Raw genomic sequence first — 16,711 nt, forward strand, 5'->3', positions numbered from 1 at the left:
ACCAAAATGTCCGTTATGAACATAAGCTTTCCCTCTTCGTTTGAAAACGCTATCATTTCAGCATAGACACAGCGAGAGGCAAGGGGGAGCAGGGATGAAAATATTCAAAAATCTCACGGTGCAAGTCATCACGGCGGTCATCATCGGCGTCATCGTCGGGCTTGTATGGCCTGAGGCCGGGAAACAGATGAAACCGCTCGGCGATACATTTATCAATGCGGTAAAAATGATTATCGCACCGATCATATTCCTGACGATCGTGCTTGGCATTGCCAAGATGGGAGATATGAAAAAAGTCGGCAAAGTCGGGGGAAAAGCATTTATTTATTTTGAAGTCGTGACCACAATCGCCCTTATTATTGGACTTCTGGTCGTCAATATCATGAAACCCGGTGAGGGGCTTGATTACAGCAAGCTTGAAAAAGGGGATGTCTCTCAGTACACGCAAAACGGGGGACAGGGAATTGATTGGATTGAATTTATCACTCACATCGTTCCGTCAAACATGGTTGACGCTTTTGCGAAAGGTGACATTCTTCAGGTCTTATTCTTTTCTGTTTTATTCGGAGTCGGCTTGGCAGCGCTCGGTGAAAGAGGCAAAAGCATTATTGATTTCTTCGATAAACTGTCGCACGTCTTTTTCAAGATCATTGGCTACATCATGCGTGCGGCGCCGATCGGCGCATTTGGGGCCATGGCCTATACGATCGGGCACTTCGGACTTGATTCCATCAAGCCGCTGGCGAGTCTGATGCTGTCTGTATACGTTACAATGTTCCTGTTTGTATTTGTCGCTTTGAATATCATTTGCAAGCTTTTCGGTTTCAGTTTGTGGAACTATCTCCGGTTTATTAAAGATGAACTGCTCATCGTTCTCGGCACAAGCTCTTCTGAGTCCGTCCTGCCGCGGATGATGGATAAAATGGAGCGCTACGGCTGCTCCAAATCGGTTGTCGGTCTTGTGATTCCGACGGGATATTCCTTTAATCTGGACGGCACCTCGATTTACCTGTCCATGGCGACGGTTTTTCTGGCGCAGGTGTTCGGCGTTGACCTTTCCATCGGTCAGCAGGTTACGATCATTCTCGTGTTAATGCTGACATCAAAAGGCGCGGCGGGCGTAACCGGAAGCGGATTTATCGTGCTCGCCTCCACTTTGTCGGCGCTCCAGGTAATCCCGCTGGAGGGGCTTGCGCTGCTCCTCGGTGTTGACCGCTTTATGAGTGAAGGAAGGGCGATCGTCAATCTGATCGGAAACGGAATCGCCACGATCATCGTAGCCAAGAGCGAAAATGAGTTTGACGAAGCAAAAAGCACACAGGCCGTAAAAGAAATGAAAACGGCGGTATAAAATGGGAGGAACGGCATGCATCCGGCATGCCGTTCTTTTTTTTGTCTGCCATGAGTAAAAAAGATAAATTTGTTTAAATTTATTAGGAGGTGGACAAAGACCTTAGCGTCATTTTGTTATATAATTTACAATTAGAGAGTGAAAGATGAAATCTAAGGGCTTTTTGTCCTAGCAGGAGTGTATAAATGGCGGCTATTTTTAAATTTTTTCAGCATCCGGGTGTCAGACGTTTTTCCGTTTTTCTTGTTTTGACTGGGGTGTTAGTTGTATTCCGAAGTATGATTAATTTGATTTTGCTTACGTTTATTTTTACTTTTCTGATGGATCGGCTGGAGACTGTCATCCGGCACGTGTTGAACCATTTTTTCCGTATCAGTCAGAGGGTGGTCATCACCATTTTATATATTGCGCTGGCTGTCGGAGCGACTGTGGGAGGTTTTGTCTTCTACCCGATTGTTGCCAAGCAGATTGAACAGCTGATTAAGCAGATCAAGCACATCGCGTATCATCCCGATGTCATCCCGTTTTATGATGAAATATCGAGCGTGTTCGGTGACATTAATATCGGTTCTTATGTAAAAGAAGGATTTAATGTACTGTATACATACTTGGCCGATATCAGCACTTTCGGTTTGCAGGTCGTGATGTCACTGATTCTCAGCATGTTTTTCCTGTTCGAGAAAAAGCGGCTCACGGAATTCATGAAAAAATTTCAGCACAGCAAGCTGTCTGTCTTTTACTATGAACTTGCTTTTTTCGGCAGCAAGTTTGCGAGAACATTCGGCAAAGTGATTGAAGCACAATTTATTATCGCGCTGGTGAACTGTATCCTCACCTTCATCGCATTGGCCATTCTGCATTTTCCGCAGCTGTTCGGCCTGTCCATCATGGTCTTTTTCCTCGGGCTCATTCCCGTGGCGGGTGTGGTGATTTCGCTCATCCCGCTCAGTATCATCGCGTATACGACGGGCGGCGCTGCGTATGTTATCTACATCGTATTGGTCATTTTCGTCATTCACGCGATTGAGACGTACTTCCTCAATCCGAAACTGATGTCAGCGAAAACGGAACTTCCGATCTTTTTTACCTTTACGGTTTTGATTTTCTCGGAACATTTCTTCGGCATTTGGGGCCTGATTATCGGGATTCCGATTTTTGTGTTCCTGCTGGATATTCTGGATGTCGTCAATAATGAAGAGAAAGAAAAATCCGGCTCGGGGCCGGAGAAGACGTAACAGCCCCTGCTCTTCACGAATAAATGACAAATGTTATAATGCAGACAGTGCCTTATGTATGGGCACTGTTTATTTTTTTTGAAAAAGGAGGAAGGCTGTATGACTGAGCCGATTTTACATATTGAAGGCCTTGACAAAACAATAGGCAAAAAGCACATTTTGAAAAACATCAGCATGGATGTCAGGCAGGGCGAGATCATCGGTCTGCTCGGTCCGAACGGGTCGGGAAAAACCACACTGATCCGAATCATCGTCGGTCTTTTAAAGAAAAACAGCGGCACGATTACAATTAACGGCTTTCAGCACGATACTGAGTTCGAAAAAGCGTTGGAATCCGTCGGCGCGATCGTGGAAAACCCTGAATTCTACCCGTATCTGACGGGATGGGAAAACTTGAAGCACTTTGCCAACATGCACAAAAACATCAAAGAGGACAGGCTTCAGGAAGTCATCGAGCGGGTCGGGCTTGTAAATGCCGTTCACGACAAAGTTAAAACGTATTCCCTCGGCATGCGTCAGCGTCTCGGGATTGCACAGGCCATTCTTCACCGTCCGAATCTGCTCATTTTAGATGAACCGACAAACGGGCTTGATCCCGGCGGAATGAAAGATTTTCGCGATCACTTAAAAGAGCTCGCGGAGCTTGAAGGGACGAGCATCCTTTTTGCGACGCATTTATTGCGTGAAGTGGAGGACCTTTGCGACCGTGTCATCATCATTCAAAAAGGTGAAATCAAAACAGAGGTCGTTCTGCGAGGCGCAGCGGAAAAAGAAGAAAAAGCCGTCCTCGACATACAGCCTGCTGATGAAGCATTCGAATGGCTGTCTCAACAGCAGTTTGCTCCGGAGAAAAACGGCGGGGGCATTACCGTCACCGTAGCGAAGAAGGACATCCCGGAATTAAACCGGGCGCTCGTCGGACAAGACTTTCTCGTGTATTCCATCATGCCGTATGCGGAATCGCTTGAGGATGAATTCATGAAAGTGACGACGGCGCTTCAAGAGGAGGGGGAGACGAATGTTTAAATTGACAGCGAATGAGCATATGAAACTCTTTAATCGTAAAGTCTCATTAGTGGCGCTGATTTTGATGGCCGTTCTTCAGTTTATTATGGCGCTCGTCATTAAACGGCTTGTCATCAGCTCCGGAACGGACGAGAATTTCATCGGCTATATGGCGTACGCACCCGGGCTCAATATTCTGCTTGAAGCATTAACGATCGTCATTGCGGCGACGATCATTTCAGCTGAATTTGATAAGAAAACAATTAAATTTTTGTTAATCCGTCCGGTAAAGCGGGAGCGGATTTTTATATCTAAACTCATTACCGTACTTTTGGTCAGCTTGTACCTGTATGCGGCGTACTATATTCTGTCTCTGCTGTTCGGTATGGCTTTCTTCGGAGTGTCGGTGACATCTGAATCAGGGACACTTCTTGTGAACACACTGAAAGTGATCGGCACGAACTGGGTCGAGGCATTTGCGATGGCATGCTTCGGATTGCTGTGCTCTTCCTTATTCCGTAACAGCGCAACGGCCGTCATTCTGTCATTTATCGTCCTGTACGGCGCGAAATCACTTGTGACGATTATGTCAGTCTTCCAAAACAAATGGGGAAGCTTCCTGCTGTTCGCGAATACGGACCTGACGCAATACATGAGCGGGGCGAAACCGCTGTTTGCGGGAATGACGCCGTTATTTTCGACAGGCATTATCATTATCCATATCGTCTTCTTCTTAGCCGTCGCTTGGTGGAGCTTTTGCAAACGCGATGTTCGGGTATAAAGTAAAGGAATGACATTTTTGTGAAAAAGATCACGATAAATCAATAATTTATGCTATTTTGATTTATAATAAAGGTAATGACGGAGGTGCTCACTTGAGAAATTTTATTACCGCATTACCGATTGTGTTATTGCTTGGTTTTTCCTTTGTGTCATTCATGTTCCAATTCGAACATCTTGTTTATTTCAGGCTTGCGCTGGGATTGTTTTCTACAGTGGGTCTGTTTCTCTTATATAAAATGAAGACGGGATTCCGTTATTTCATCATCTACCTGTATGCAAGCTGGATCGTGCTTGCGGCGGTTACCGCGTTTGAAGAGCCGGTTTTCTCAAGCTTTTTCTTTGGCGGGCTGGTGATGACGATGGGTTACCTCACATATATGCTGATTTATCTCGGGCTCAAGCAGGACCGCGGCCCCGAAGCAGTCTGAACGCGCTATTCTATGGAATAGCGTGTTTTTTTGTACAGCCTTACAGTTGCGAAACGGGACTTGAATCTCTATAATACTTATTAACTTTATCGGAATTATAATGGGGGGATTCCAGTGTCTTTATGGATACAGAACGAACGGCAGAGAGAATGGATGGAAAAAATCGGCCTGCTTGCAGACGAATTTCAAAAAACAGCCGCGCTTGATGACGAGGAGGGCCGTTTTCCCGCGGAGAAAATTGAAAGACTGCGGGACGCGGGATATACGGCGTTAACGGTACCTGAGGCCTTCGGCGGTGCAGGCATTTCCGTTTATGATATGGTGCTGTTTCAGGAACGGCTGGCCCGGGGAGACGCGGCTGTTGCTCTCGGAATCGGCTGGCATTTATCTGTCATGGGAGAGCTCGGAGAAGAAAACAGCTGGAATGAAGATGTCTTTTCTTTTATCACAGAAGAGGTGAAAAAGGGAGCCGTCCTGAACAGGGCAGCGACTGAACGGCAGACCGGCAGTCCGACGAGAGGGGGAAGACCCGGCACTTCCGCTGTCAAAAAGAACGGACAATGGGTGCTGAGCGGCCGGAAAACTTTTACAACCCTTTCGCTGACTCTGGATTATATGCTTGTGACGGCATGGATTGAAGAAAAACAAACGACCGGTGTTTTTCTCATCCATAAAGACCAGGAGGGCGTCTCGGTCGAAGAAACGTGGGATATGATCGCCATGAAGGCGACCGGAAGCCACGACCTCATTTTAGATGATGTCACGGTCAGTGACGAGCGGCTCGTGGAGCTTATCAGCGGGCCGAGAGCGGCGAAAGTGAATGGCTGGCTGCTTCACATTCCCGCTGCTTATTTGGGTATCGCTCAAGCAGCAAGGGACTATGCCGTCCGGTTTGCATCCGAATATTCGCCAAACAGCCTGAACGGACCGATTAAAGACGTGCCGGCCGTTCAGCAGCGTGTCGGGGAAATGGAGCTTGAATTGTTAAAAGCGAGACAGTTTCTTTTCACGGCGGCGCAAATGTATGATGACCCGAAACGCCGCCCTTTCATCAAAAGCGAACTCGGCGCGGCAAAACACATTGTGACAAATGCCGTCCTTTCCGTTGTTGATAAAGCCATGAGAATCACCGGCGCGAAAAGCCTGGAGCGAAACAACCCGCTTCAGCGGTATTACCGTGACGCCCGCGCCGGCCTTCACAACCCGCCGATGGACGATGCGGTAATCGGCAAATTAGCGGCGGAAGCCTTTGAGCAATAAAAAAAGAGCCTGAAATAGGCTCTTTTTATGTATGGCTGTTGTGCCGGAGCAATTTTTGATGCTTGCGGTCGATTCTGTCATAAATGACATTCATCAGCTTTTGATTATTCATAATGGCCGCCTTGTTTTCTTTTATCAGCTGTTCGTATGTTTTTATTTTCCGTTTCGCCATGAGCCCGCACCTTCCTTACATATTTGATATTCGCTTTCTAACTCTCCAAGCGATAATTCATATAAGTGCCGTTCCGACTTCTTGTATATTCCGTTACTGATCAGCAAATGGATCAGATGTTTTTTACGTCCTTCGACTGATGATCTGAGTTGAGGAGAAGATCTCATGATTACCCTCCTAATCAAATGATATTGATAATCATTATCAGTTAATGAAAGTATACAATGAGCCTATTCATATGTAAAGAGAAAATACCGCCAATTTTTCGACAAAAAGTTTCCCGGGGAATAATGCTGTCGAATTGATTGCATTTTCGACATATCAAAACTGCTATTTTTCTGCTTTTCCATCCATACTATGAATGAGAATGGAGGAGTCCTTACATGAATGATCAAACGGCGAACTTAAAACGGGGCGAGAAAGGCGCGATTCTGAATATCGCCGCGTACCTCATCCTTGCCGCTGTCAAATTGGCGATCGGTCTTATTTATCATTCCGAAGCGCTTAGAGCGGACGGGTTAAATAATGCCACGGATATTGTCGCATCTCTTGCTGTGCTGATCGGGCTCCGGATTTCCCAGCGCCCCGCGGACAGCGATCATGCCTACGGACATTATCGGGCTGAAACAATTTCTTCACTAATTGCGTCTTTTATTATGATGGCGGTCGGGATTGAAGTGCTGATCGGAGGAGCGAAAGCAGTTGTCAGCGGAACGGAGGCCGAGCCGAGCTACATTGCGGCATGGACGGCGCTCGGAAGCGCGATCGTCATGTACGGCATGTATGTATATAACAGGCGTCTTGCAAACCGGATCAAAAGTTCGGCGCTTCATGCGGCGGCGAAAGACAGCCGATCTGACGCATATGTCAGTATTGGGGCGTTTATAGGTGTCATAACGGCCCGCTTTCATCTGCCGTGGATTGATCCGGTCATTGCTTTTCTGATCGGGATCATCATCTGTAAGACGGCATGGGACATCTTCAAAGATGCTTCCCACTCATTGACGGACGGATTTGACTTGAAAGATTTGGAACCGTACAAACATACGGTGAAAGAAATAAAAGAAGTCAGCAGGCTGAAGGACGTGAAAGCAAGGTATTTGGGAAGCACGGTTCATGTGGAAATGGTCATTACGGTAGATCCGGGACTGTCTGTGAAAGAAGGTCATGAAGTAGCCGATGAGGTCGAATGTGCAATAAAACATGAACATGATGTGACTCATGTCCATGTTCATGTAGAGCCTGAAGTCATAAACAAAGATCACGAAACGAATTAAATATGCTGTGATAAAAACTCTGTGACTTCTTCCGGAGTTTTCGCGTTTGCGCTGTGCAGATGCGCTTTCTTTTCACCGTCTTTAAAGACCAGAAGGCTCGGGATGCCCATCACTTGATATTTGTCGGCAAGCTCAGGGAGTTCGTCTCTGTTCAGCTCATACCAATCATTTTGATTATATTCTTCCAAAATATCGCCGATGAACATATTCATGCGCGTGCAGTCAGGGCACCAGTCAGCGAAAAATTTCACGATGATTTCCTTGTCGGATTGAATAAGTTCATTAAATTGTTCTGTTGTACTGATTTTTTTCATATGACACATCTCCTTTTCCATGCCATTTTAATATAAAATAAAAAGGAATTACATACAAATGCTTTCATATTCAGAATGCCCAAAAATAATTAGATCATTTTCTGATGAAAATGATAAGATAGTAAAGATGAATTGCTGTGGGGGGAATATCCATTGAAAACAAGTCTAGGATTGGTGTACGGCGGAAAGTCAGCCGAACACAATGTATCGCTGCAGACAGCACTGGCTGTAACAAAAGCGCTTAATACTGATAAGTTTGATATACATCCGATTTACATCACTGAAAAAGGAGAGTGGCAAAGAGGCCCGCTTCTGACTGAACCGGTTTCCAACGTGAAAATGCTTCAGCTGGAACAAAACGGTGAAAGTTTCGCTCTTTCAGCATTGAACCGGGAAATGTTTCCTGAAGCGTCGGCTGACGAGAAGGCGCCGATTGACGTCGTATTTCCGCTTCTCCACGGACCGAACGGTGAAGACGGCACGATTCAAGGACTGCTGGAGCTGCTGAATGTTCCTTATGTCGGCAACGGAGTGCTTGCATCATCAGCCGGCATGGATAAAGTCATCATGAAGCATTTGTTTGCTCAAGCGGGGCTTCCGCAGGCGAAGTATGCCGCTTTCTTAAAAAAGGATTGGAAACAGACGCCGGACAGCTGCTTACAACAGGTTGAAGAGGAGCTGGGGTATCCGTGCTTTGTCAAACCGGCGAACCTCGGATCAAGTGTCGGAATCAGCAAATGCCGAAACCGTGAAGAGCTTGAAAAAGCCTTCGAACTGGCTTTTGAGTATGACCGGAAAATTGTTGTGGAAGAAGGAATCGCCGGCAGAGAAATCGAAATCGGCGTGCTCGGAAATGACGAACCGAAATGTTCCGCCGTCGGTGAAATCGCTCCGAAGACCGACTTTTACGACTATAAAGCGAAATACGAAGACGGCGACACGGATTTAATGATTCCCGCGCAAGTGACGGATGAACAGTACGCGGAAATCAGCGAGATGGCGATTAAAGCCTTCAAAGCGATTGATGGCTCAGGCCTTGTCCGCGCCGATTTCTTCCTGACCAATGACGGTCAAGTGCTCATTAACGAAGTGAACACAATGCCGGGCTTTACGCCATTCAGCATGTTCCCGCTGCTGTGGAAAGAAGCCGGCGTAGATTACAGCGATCTGATCGAGCAGCTGGTTGAGCTGGCAAAAGAACGCCATGCCGAAAAACAGCTGATTAAACATACATTTTAATGAAGACGGACACTGCCTGAAGAGGGCAGTGTCTTTTCCCGTAACAGACAACATTTTCAGAAAGCGAGGTGCCACCTTTGATAAAGCGAACTGTAAAACGAATCGCAGACATGGTCAAAGGCACACTGACAAATCCTGTATTTGAACAAACGATGATTGAGGGCGCCGCAACCGATACGCGGACTTTGGAAAAAAATCAGCTGTTCATTCCTTTAAAAGGAGAGCATTTTAACGGCCATACCTTTGTGCCGCAAGCATTCGAAAAAGGCGTCTCCGCGGTATTGTGGGACCGCTCTGAGCCGAATCCGCCGCAAGAGCGTGCCGTGATCCTTGTCGATGACACGCTGGAGGCGCTGCAAACATTGGCAAAAGCTTACTTAAAAGAGCTCGGCACACGGGTTATCGGGGTGACCGGAAGCAACGGAAAAACGACAACAAAAGACATGCTTCACGCCGTCCTCGGCACTCAATACCGCGTTCACAAAACCGCAGGCAATTTCAACAACCATATCGGCCTGCCGCTGACGGTGCTTGCTATGCCCGAAGATACAGAAATCGCCGTTTTAGAAATGGGGATGAGCGCGAGAGGCGAAATTGATTTTCTGAGCCGTCTCGCCGAACCGGAAGCTGCCGTCATTACCAATATCGGCGAATCCCATATGCAGGATTTAGGCTCAAGAGAAGGAATTGCGGAGGCGAAACTAGAAATTATAAACGGACTTCGGGAAGACGGCGTTCTGTTTTATTTCGGGGATGAGCCGCTGCTTCGCGAAAGGGCGTACACTTGCCGGACAACGACATACGGCGCAGGCGCGGACAATGATCTCCGCCTGAAAGAAATGAAACAGGCGGAAGAAGGCACTTATTTCAGTATCGACGGTATTGATCGTTCTTTCTTTGTTCCCGTTCTCGGCAGACATAATGTCATGAATGCCATGGCCGCATACGCCGCGGGCATCTATTTCGGCATTACGCCCGAAAATGCCGCTCTGGGACTGAGCCGCCTGAAAGTGACGGGAATGAGATTGGAATTGGTCAAAACGGATAACGGCATCTCAATCGTTAACGACGCGTATAATGCAAGTCCGACGTCAATGAAAGCGGCGGTCGAATTAATCGAAACGATGAAAGGCTACCGGAAGAAAATGCTCGTGCTTGGTGATATGCTTGAACTCGGTGATCATGAAAAAGCATTCCACGAAGAATGCGGGGCCGCGATCAATCCGGAGGAGATCGACCATGTATTTACGTACGGCACTCTCGGCGCGTTCATCGCTGACGGAGCACGCCGGCATTTTGAAGAAGGCCGCGTCAGCCATTATCTCGAAAAAAAAGAACTGCTTCACGCCATACAGGAAAAGGCCGCTTCCGGCGATCTCCTTCTGTTTAAAGCATCAAGAGGTATGAAGCTTGAAGAAATCGTTAAAGATTTATTAGAGGAGAACTGAAGAAATACTGATCAGCCTCATAAAAATTTATAAAAATGAAGAAACTAAATCCGGGTGAAATAATTCTGTCCGTATGAAAAAGAAAGACCGCCGGCTGGAAAATCCCGCCCGGCGCGGGGGCCGGCGTCATTTGCGGGAAGAATCCGGTCAGGCCGCTTCCGGCAGCTTGAACATCTCGCCTTATTGAAAAACACATAGTGTAATGGTAAGATTAAACGTAAAGTAATTCGGGCTTTGTATACGTATGATCCTGTCCTTTGTATGAGAGGGCAGTTTTTAGTGGTAAATCACGACATTACTGAAACAGCAATCAGAAGGAGTTTGAATAATTTGACTATAACGTTTCAAGATTTCCAATTAAGTTCTGATCTCATGAAGTCAATCAATCGTATGGGATTTGAAGAAGCAACACCGATTCAGGCACAAACGATTCCGCTCGGACTTTTAAATAAAGATGTCATCGGACAAGCGCAAACAGGTACAGGTAAAACAGCTGCGTTCGGTATACCCCTTGTTGAAAAAATGAACCCCGAGTCTCCTAATATTCAAGCAATCGTAATCGCGCCAACCCGTGAATTAGCCATTCAAGTATCTGAAGAGTTATATAAAATCGGACAAGATAAGCGTGCGAAAGTGCTGCCTATTTACGGCGGCCAGGATATCGGGCGTCAGATCCGCGCATTGAAGAAAAACCCGCATATCATCGTAGGTACGCCGGGGCGTCTTCTTGACCATATCAACCGCCGCACGATCCGTCTTAACAACGTGAATACGGTTGTCATGGATGAGGCCGATGAAATGCTGAACATGGGATTCATTGATGATATCGAATCAATTCTCTCAAACGTGCCGAGCGAGCATCAGACGCTTCTATTCTCAGCAACAATGCCTGCTCCGATCAAACGGATCGCAGAGCGTTTCATGACTGAGCCTGAGCATGTAAAAGTAAAAGCGAAAGAAATGACTGTTTCCAACATTCAGCAGTTCTACTTGGAAGTGCAAGAGCGTAAAAAATTCGATACGCTGACTCGTCTTCTTGACATTCAGTCTCCGGAACTTGCGATCGTATTCGGACGTACAAAACGCCGTGTCGATGAGCTGGCTGAAGCCTTGAACCTGCGCGGATATGCAGCTGAAGGAATTCACGGCGACTTAACGCAGGCGAAGCGTATGGTTGCGCTTCGTAAATTTAAAGAAGGTGCAATCGAAGTTCTTGTAGCGACTGATGTTGCCGCCCGCGGACTTGATATCTCAGGCGTAACACACGTGTACAACTTTGACGTGCCTCAAGATCCTGAAAGCTACGTTCACCGTATCGGAAGAACGGGCCGTGCAGGAAAAACGGGTATGGCGATGACGTTTATCACACCGCGTGAGAAAAGCATGCTTCGCGCGATTGAACAAACGACAAAACGCAAAATGGACCGCATGAAAGAGCCGACGCTTGACGAAGCATTAGAAGGACAGCAGCAGGTGACGGTTGACCGTCTGCGCACGGCGATCAGCGAAAACAACCTGAACTTCTACATGACGGCAGCTGCGGAATTGTTAGAAGATCATGATGCAGTGACAGTTGTGGCTGCAGCCATCAAAATGGCGACAAAAGAGCCCGACAGCACGCCTGTACGCCTCACTGATGAAGCGCCGATGGTCAGCAAACGCTATAAAAACCAGCGTACTTCTAAGCGCAGAGACGGCCAAGGCGGCGGCTACCGCGGCGGCAAAGGGAAAAACACCAACCGTTCTTCCTACGATAAAAAACGTTCAACTGACCGCCGTTCTTCAGGTGACAGACGCCAGAAAAAATCATACTAAAACACAGGAAGCGGACCCTTTTACAGGGTCCGCTTTTTTTCGATATGCCGGAAAGTGAATCTTTTTTGCAAATCAGCCGTATTTGTATGTATGATAAAAAATGGGAGGTAGGTATGTTGAGAGCACAGCCAAAAAATCGAATCAGTCCAAGCGGCTTAAAAGTCTGGCGTCTTCAGGAAATCATCCTGTCCGCCGTTTGTCTTCTGGCCGTTATAGCAGCAGCTGTTTTAAGCCATTTTTTCCATTGGCCGTATTGGATCACCGGAGTCCTCGGCATCATTTGGATCATCGGCTCAGTGATATCCATCTATGCCATACCGAAAATCAGGCACAGGATCTGGCGCTATGAAGTCCATGAAAATGAAATAGATATTCAATCCGGCATTTTTATTGTCAAACGGGTCATTGTGCCGATGGTGAGGGTGCAGCACGTAGATACTTCACAAGGCCCGCTTCTCAGAAGATACCGCCTGGCCTCAGTCAAAATCTCCACGGCGGCGACCGTTCATTCCATTCCGGCGCTTGATATGGAGGAAGCTGACCGGCTGAGGGATTCCATTTCCCGTCTGGCAAGGGTGACGGAAGATGATGTCTGAACCGAAACGTCTGCACCCGGCGGCCGTGATTTTGAACTTATTCCATATTATTATCGAAACCATTAAAAATATCATTCTTCCGTTTTTTCTCGTCTATATCGTCAATTCAAACCACTTCATCCGCTTTTATGGCGGCATTGCGCTCGCCGTTCTGCTTATCTGGCTGATTGCAGCAAGCGTGATCGAATGGAGAAAGTTTACATATCGCATTGAAGACGGGGAATTCAGAATAGAAGAAGGCTTATTTTTTACAAAAAAAAGATACATCTCCATTGACCGGATTCAATCAATGAATACGAGTGCAGGCGTCATTCAGCAGCTTTTTAAGCTGGTTAAGCTGCAAATCGAAACGGCCGGGGACGGAAAAAATGCCGAGGCTGTCTTATCCGCCATTACTGTGGAAGAGGCGGAACGGATCAGAGCGGCGGTTTTTCAGCAAAAAGCTGAGCTGGAAGAACACCGGGAGACAGCGGCGGAGCAGGAGCCGATGCCTAGGGGTGATGTACAATCCGTCTACCGGCTGTCTTTAGGCGAGCTGCTTATGGCGGCTTCAACATCCGGGGGAATCGGTGTCATCATCTCAGCGGTATTCGCCCTCTTTTCTCAGATTGATGAAGTATTTCCGATGGACTGGCTCTATGACAGGTTCTCTTTTCTCAAGCATGCGAGCATTGGCATTTACGCCGTGATCATTTTCATAGGATTGTTCATCGCCTGGCTGTTAAGCATCGCCGGTATGATGATCAAGCATGCCAACTTCAAAATAGAGAAAAAGGAACATGAATTGGTCATTACACGCGGAATTATTGAAAAGCATCAAGTGACGATCCCGCTCCGTAAAATTCAGGCCATTAAAATTAAAGAAAATGTCATCAGACAGCTATTCGGATACGCGACGGTTGCGATTGTCAGTGCAGGCAGGGCGGGGAATGAGAAAGAAGGCGCTCAAACGATTCTGTTTCCGATCATCCGCAGATCAAAGCTCGGTGTGATGCTGAACGATTTCACACCGGATTACGTGCTGGAAGAAAACCGGAATCATTTGCCGAAAAGGGCGCTGCGCCGGTATTTATTCCGATCCGTTATCTTTTCAGTTTTCGTGATCATCCCGCTTTGTATTCTGTTTAAACCGTGGGGATATGCATCGCTGCTTGTGCTTCCTGCCGAACTGGTGCTTGGATATGCCTCGTTTAGGACAGCGTCATGGTGCATAAACGGCGGCAGGCTTCAGATCACCACGAGGCTGGTCGGGAAGACGACCACGATTATGCTGAGAAGAAGAATGCAGATGCTGGAAGTCAGCCGGTCTATTCTGCAAAAAAGAAGACGGCTCGCATCCGTGGCTACCGCAGTGAAATCAGCTCACCACATGGAGCATTTCATGCTGAAGGATGTCAGTGAGGAAGATGCCGAACGCATCGGGCGTTGGTATTCATATAAAAAAGCGGACGGTTAATACCGCCGCTTTTTTTGCTGCACGCATAAAAAAGAAAGCAAAAATCCGCCTGCCAGTCCGAACAAATGCGCCATAATGTTAATATTAGAATTGATAAAGGTCGACAGTACCGCGATGACAAGAAGCGTCATAATCATTTTTGACTGGTCCCGGCCGATCAGCTCTTTCCGGAAAACAGTCAGAAACACATACACGCCGAAAAGTCCGAAGATCGCCCCTGATGCGCCGACATGCACATAATCAAGCGGTTCGACAAGATACGTGCCGATATTGCCGATGATGCCTGACGCGATGTACACAATCAGAAAACGGACTTTTCCGAGCATCTGCTCAAGCGGGGGCGCGAATAAAAACAGAGACATGGAGTTAAACAGGAGATGGGTGAAATTCGCGTGTAAAAACATCGGTGTCACCAGCCGCCACCATTCTCCCTCGAAAACACCGTAATTATAGCCGGTCACTGCATCTGACCACATCATGACGGAATGAAGCGGCAGGCTGAAAAACAGCCATAAAAACGCCTGAAGCGCCAGAATGCAGCTGACGGCGGGATAACGTCTGATAAAAGTCTGGAAATTTTCCGTTCGTATAAACATCGCAAGCCCCTTTGCACTTGATTTGTTACATATATAGTAACACGTTTATGACACAAACCGTTTTTTAGTACGGACTTTTAGGAGGAATTCACATGATTTTCGGAATCGGAATCGACATCGTTGAACTGCACAGAATTGAAAATATGCTCAGCCGGCAGACGAGATTTCCGCAAAGAATATTGACGGACGGTGAATACGTCCGCTTTACACAGCTGTCGGACAAAAGGAAAATTGAATTTCTTGCGGGAAGATTCGCGGCAAAAGAAGCCTTTTCGAAAGCGTACGGCACGGGTATCGGCAAAGAGCTCAGCTTTCAGGATATTGAAACCGGAAACGACACGGCGGGCAAGCCAGTGCTTACCTGCGCCAAGCTTGACGGCGCGGCAATTCACGTCTCCATTACCCATACAAAAGAATACGCCGCGGCGCAGGTCGTGATTGAAAGGTTGTCACGCTAGTCTGCATATTAGCCGAAACCCCTTCATATATTTGATAGTGCATTAAGGGAGACAAGTTGTTTGAGGCTTTTATGGTACGCGTCCGGCCGTTCAGGGCGTACCGTTAAAGTCAAACAAGCGATTTCTTCCCTTTACATCAATTGAGAAGAAGGGGTTGGAAAAAGGTGAGAAAAAGCTTTGTTTTGCTTTTAACGGGACTGCTTGCCGTCCTTATTCTTTCGGCCTGCGGCCAAAAATCACAGGAAGATATCGTGACCGGTTTAGATAAGAAGGCGAAAGAATACACCTCGTACAAAGCAAAAGCCAAAATGACCATTGAAACGGGGAGTGATCCGCAAGTATACAATGTGGAAATCTGGCATAAAAAACCTTCCCTGTACCGGGTCTATCTGGAAAATCCGAAAAAAGACCAAAATCAAGTCATTTTACGGAACGCCAACGGAGTCTTTGTCCTCACGCCGTCTTTAAATAAGAGCTTCCGCTTCCAAAGCGACTGGCCGAATAACAGCAGCCAAGTATATTTGTTTGAGTCACTTGTAAAAGACGTGCAAAATGACAAAGACGCCGTCTATTCCGCCAAAGATAAAAAGTACACGTTTGAAACAAAAACAAACTATCAGCATAACAAAATGCTGCCGACGCAAGAAATCACTTTCAACAAAAAGGACATGAGCCCGTCGCTCGTCAAAGTCATGGATACAGACCGGAAAGTGATGGTAAAAGTCGAATTCAAAAGCTTTGAATTCAACAAACCGTTTGACAAAGACTCTTTTGACGAGAAGAAAAACATGACGCTTTCCCAGATGGACGTCGCCACAAGCGCTAAGCCGTCTGATTCATTTGCCGTCAAAACACCGCTTCAAGTCCCGGCCGGCGTCAAAAAGCTTGAAGAGAAAGATATTTCAACCGCGGACGGCAAACGGGTCGTCATGACATACGGCGGGGAAAAATCATTCACGCTCATTCAAGAAAAAGCCCAAATCGCAAAAGCAGCCTCTGCCGTCACGCTGAAAGGCGAACCGGTTAATCTCGGCTTCACGGTCGCCGCACTATCCGATACGTCTTTAACGTGGACATATGACGGAGTGGATTATCTCCTGTCATCGAAGGATCTTACGAAAGACGAAATGGTGGCCGCCGCCAAAAGCATGCAGGGACAGTCTTCAAAATAACGTCAAAAAGAGGCCGCCGCTGCCGGCCTCTTTTTTTGATTCCATTTCACTTTGCAGAATAATTTTAGTATGATAATAACAATATGGTTTGAAAATAATGCTAGGA

The 16,711-nt window shown here is 47.0% G+C and carries 17 protein-coding genes and 1 pseudogene; 14 read left to right on the forward strand and 4 right to left on the reverse strand.

All coding sequences use genetic code 11. The features are described 5' to 3' along the window. Positions 1–94 precede the first annotated feature (94 nt). The 6 genes from dctP to ACH32G_RS16405 all read left to right on the forward strand — a co-directional run bounded on the left by dctP (position 95) and on the right by ACH32G_RS16405 (position 6,062). Positions 95–1,351, forward strand: a complete 1,257-nt coding sequence (gene dctP, locus ACH32G_RS16380) for a C4-dicarboxylate transporter DctP (protein ID WP_047476305.1) — start codon at positions 95–97, stop codon at positions 1,349–1,351. A gap of 185 nt (positions 1,352–1,536) precedes the next feature. Continuing rightward, entirely contained in the window at positions 1,537–2,586 is a 1,050-nt protein-coding gene (locus ACH32G_RS16385; protein WP_049627924.1) for an AI-2E family transporter, read from the forward strand. A gap of 99 nt (positions 2,587–2,685) precedes the next feature. Then, positions 2,686–3,612, forward strand: a complete 927-nt coding sequence (locus ACH32G_RS16390) for an ABC transporter ATP-binding protein (protein WP_264819673.1) — start codon at positions 2,686–2,688, stop codon at positions 3,610–3,612. Between the two features lie 19 nt (positions 3,613–3,631). Continuing rightward, positions 3,632–4,372, forward strand: a complete 741-nt coding sequence (locus tag ACH32G_RS16395; protein WP_099744903.1) for an ABC transporter permease — start codon at positions 3,632–3,634, stop codon at positions 4,370–4,372. A 94-nt stretch (positions 4,373–4,466) separates the two neighbouring features. After that, on the forward strand, positions 4,467–4,802 hold the full coding sequence (locus tag ACH32G_RS16400; RefSeq protein WP_099744897.1) for a hypothetical protein: 336 nt from the start codon (positions 4,467–4,469) through the stop codon (positions 4,800–4,802). A gap of 114 nt (positions 4,803–4,916) precedes the next feature. Beyond that, complete coding sequence (locus tag ACH32G_RS16405) at positions 4,917–6,062, forward strand: acyl-CoA dehydrogenase family protein (protein WP_016937184.1); 1,146 nt, start codon at positions 4,917–4,919, stop codon at positions 6,060–6,062. Between the two features lie 25 nt (positions 6,063–6,087). Here the strand turns inward: ACH32G_RS16405 and fbpB are convergent, their stop codons facing one another. Both fbpB and ACH32G_RS16415 read right to left on the reverse strand, forming a co-directional pair. Then, positions 6,088–6,234 carry a Fur-regulated basic protein FbpB gene (gene fbpB / locus ACH32G_RS16410; protein ID WP_003156206.1) on the reverse strand — a complete coding sequence of 49 codons (147 nt, stop codon included), beginning with the start codon at positions 6,232–6,234 and terminating at the stop codon, positions 6,088–6,090. Beyond that, positions 6,227–6,401 (reverse strand): annotated as a pseudogene (locus ACH32G_RS16415) (Fur-regulated basic protein FbpA); the annotation flags it as partial. The gene fbpB and the pseudogene ACH32G_RS16415, both read right to left, overlap by 8 nt. A 216-nt stretch (positions 6,402–6,617) precedes the next feature. Between ACH32G_RS16415 and ACH32G_RS16420 the strand changes: the two are divergent. After that, on the forward strand, positions 6,618–7,511 hold the full coding sequence (locus ACH32G_RS16420) for a cation diffusion facilitator family transporter (RefSeq protein WP_045927014.1): 894 nt from the start codon (positions 6,618–6,620) through the stop codon (positions 7,509–7,511). Here ACH32G_RS16420 and ACH32G_RS16425 read toward each other — a convergent pair. Beyond that, on the reverse strand, positions 7,508–7,825 hold the full coding sequence (locus tag ACH32G_RS16425; protein ID WP_016937180.1) for a thioredoxin family protein: 318 nt from the start codon (positions 7,823–7,825) through the stop codon (positions 7,508–7,510). The genes ACH32G_RS16420 and ACH32G_RS16425 overlap by 4 nt on opposite strands. Positions 7,826–7,978: 153 nt before the next feature. On the opposite strand from ACH32G_RS16425, the gene ACH32G_RS16430 reads away from it, so the two are divergent. The 5 genes from ACH32G_RS16430 to ACH32G_RS16450 all read left to right on the forward strand — a co-directional run bounded on the left by ACH32G_RS16430 (position 7,979) and on the right by ACH32G_RS16450 (position 14,379). Beyond that, the gene (locus ACH32G_RS16430) at positions 7,979–9,064 is read left to right on the forward strand and encodes a D-alanine--D-alanine ligase (RefSeq protein ID WP_013351087.1); all 1,086 of its coding nucleotides are present in this window, start codon (positions 7,979–7,981) and stop codon (positions 9,062–9,064) included. Positions 9,065–9,141: 77 nt separating this feature from the next. Continuing rightward, positions 9,142–10,512 (forward strand): UDP-N-acetylmuramoyl-tripeptide--D-alanyl-D-alanine ligase, encoded by a 1,371-nt coding sequence (locus ACH32G_RS16435; protein ID WP_064778180.1) that lies wholly within the window; start codon positions 9,142–9,144, stop codon positions 10,510–10,512. Positions 10,513–10,842: 330 nt separating this feature from the next. Continuing rightward, on the forward strand, positions 10,843–12,327 hold the full coding sequence (gene cshA, locus ACH32G_RS16440; protein ID WP_016937177.1) for a degradosome RNA helicase CshA: 1,485 nt from the start codon (positions 10,843–10,845) through the stop codon (positions 12,325–12,327). A gap of 116 nt (positions 12,328–12,443) precedes the next feature. Next, complete coding sequence (locus ACH32G_RS16445) at positions 12,444–12,923, forward strand: PH domain-containing protein (RefSeq protein WP_029575265.1); 480 nt, start codon at positions 12,444–12,446, stop codon at positions 12,921–12,923. After that, complete coding sequence (locus ACH32G_RS16450) at positions 12,913–14,379, forward strand: PH domain-containing protein (RefSeq protein WP_448814590.1); 1,467 nt, start codon at positions 12,913–12,915, stop codon at positions 14,377–14,379. Before ACH32G_RS16445 ends, ACH32G_RS16450 begins: the two co-directional genes overlap by 11 nt. On the opposite strand, the gene ACH32G_RS16455 is transcribed toward ACH32G_RS16450, so the two are convergent. Continuing rightward, positions 14,376–14,975, reverse strand: coding sequence for a rhomboid family intramembrane serine protease (locus ACH32G_RS16455; RefSeq protein ID WP_016937174.1), 600 nt, complete (start codon positions 14,973–14,975; stop codon positions 14,376–14,378). The two genes, ACH32G_RS16450 and ACH32G_RS16455, sit on opposite strands and share 4 nt — an antisense overlap. Positions 14,976–15,067: 92 nt before the next feature. Between ACH32G_RS16455 and acpS the strand changes: the two genes are divergently transcribed. Together acpS and ACH32G_RS16465 are read left to right on the forward strand one after the other, a co-directional pair. Then, a complete protein-coding gene (acpS, locus tag ACH32G_RS16460; protein ID WP_448814591.1) occupies positions 15,068–15,433 on the forward strand; it encodes a holo-ACP synthase in 366 nt (121 codons plus the stop codon). A gap of 164 nt (positions 15,434–15,597) precedes the next feature. Beyond that, the gene (locus ACH32G_RS16465) at positions 15,598–16,605 is read left to right on the forward strand and encodes a LolA family protein (protein WP_016937172.1); all 1,008 of its coding nucleotides are present in this window, start codon (positions 15,598–15,600) and stop codon (positions 16,603–16,605) included. Positions 16,606–16,711: the final 106 nt, after the last annotated feature.

It is taken from the genome of Bacillus sp. CIS52 (assembly GCF_053545315.1).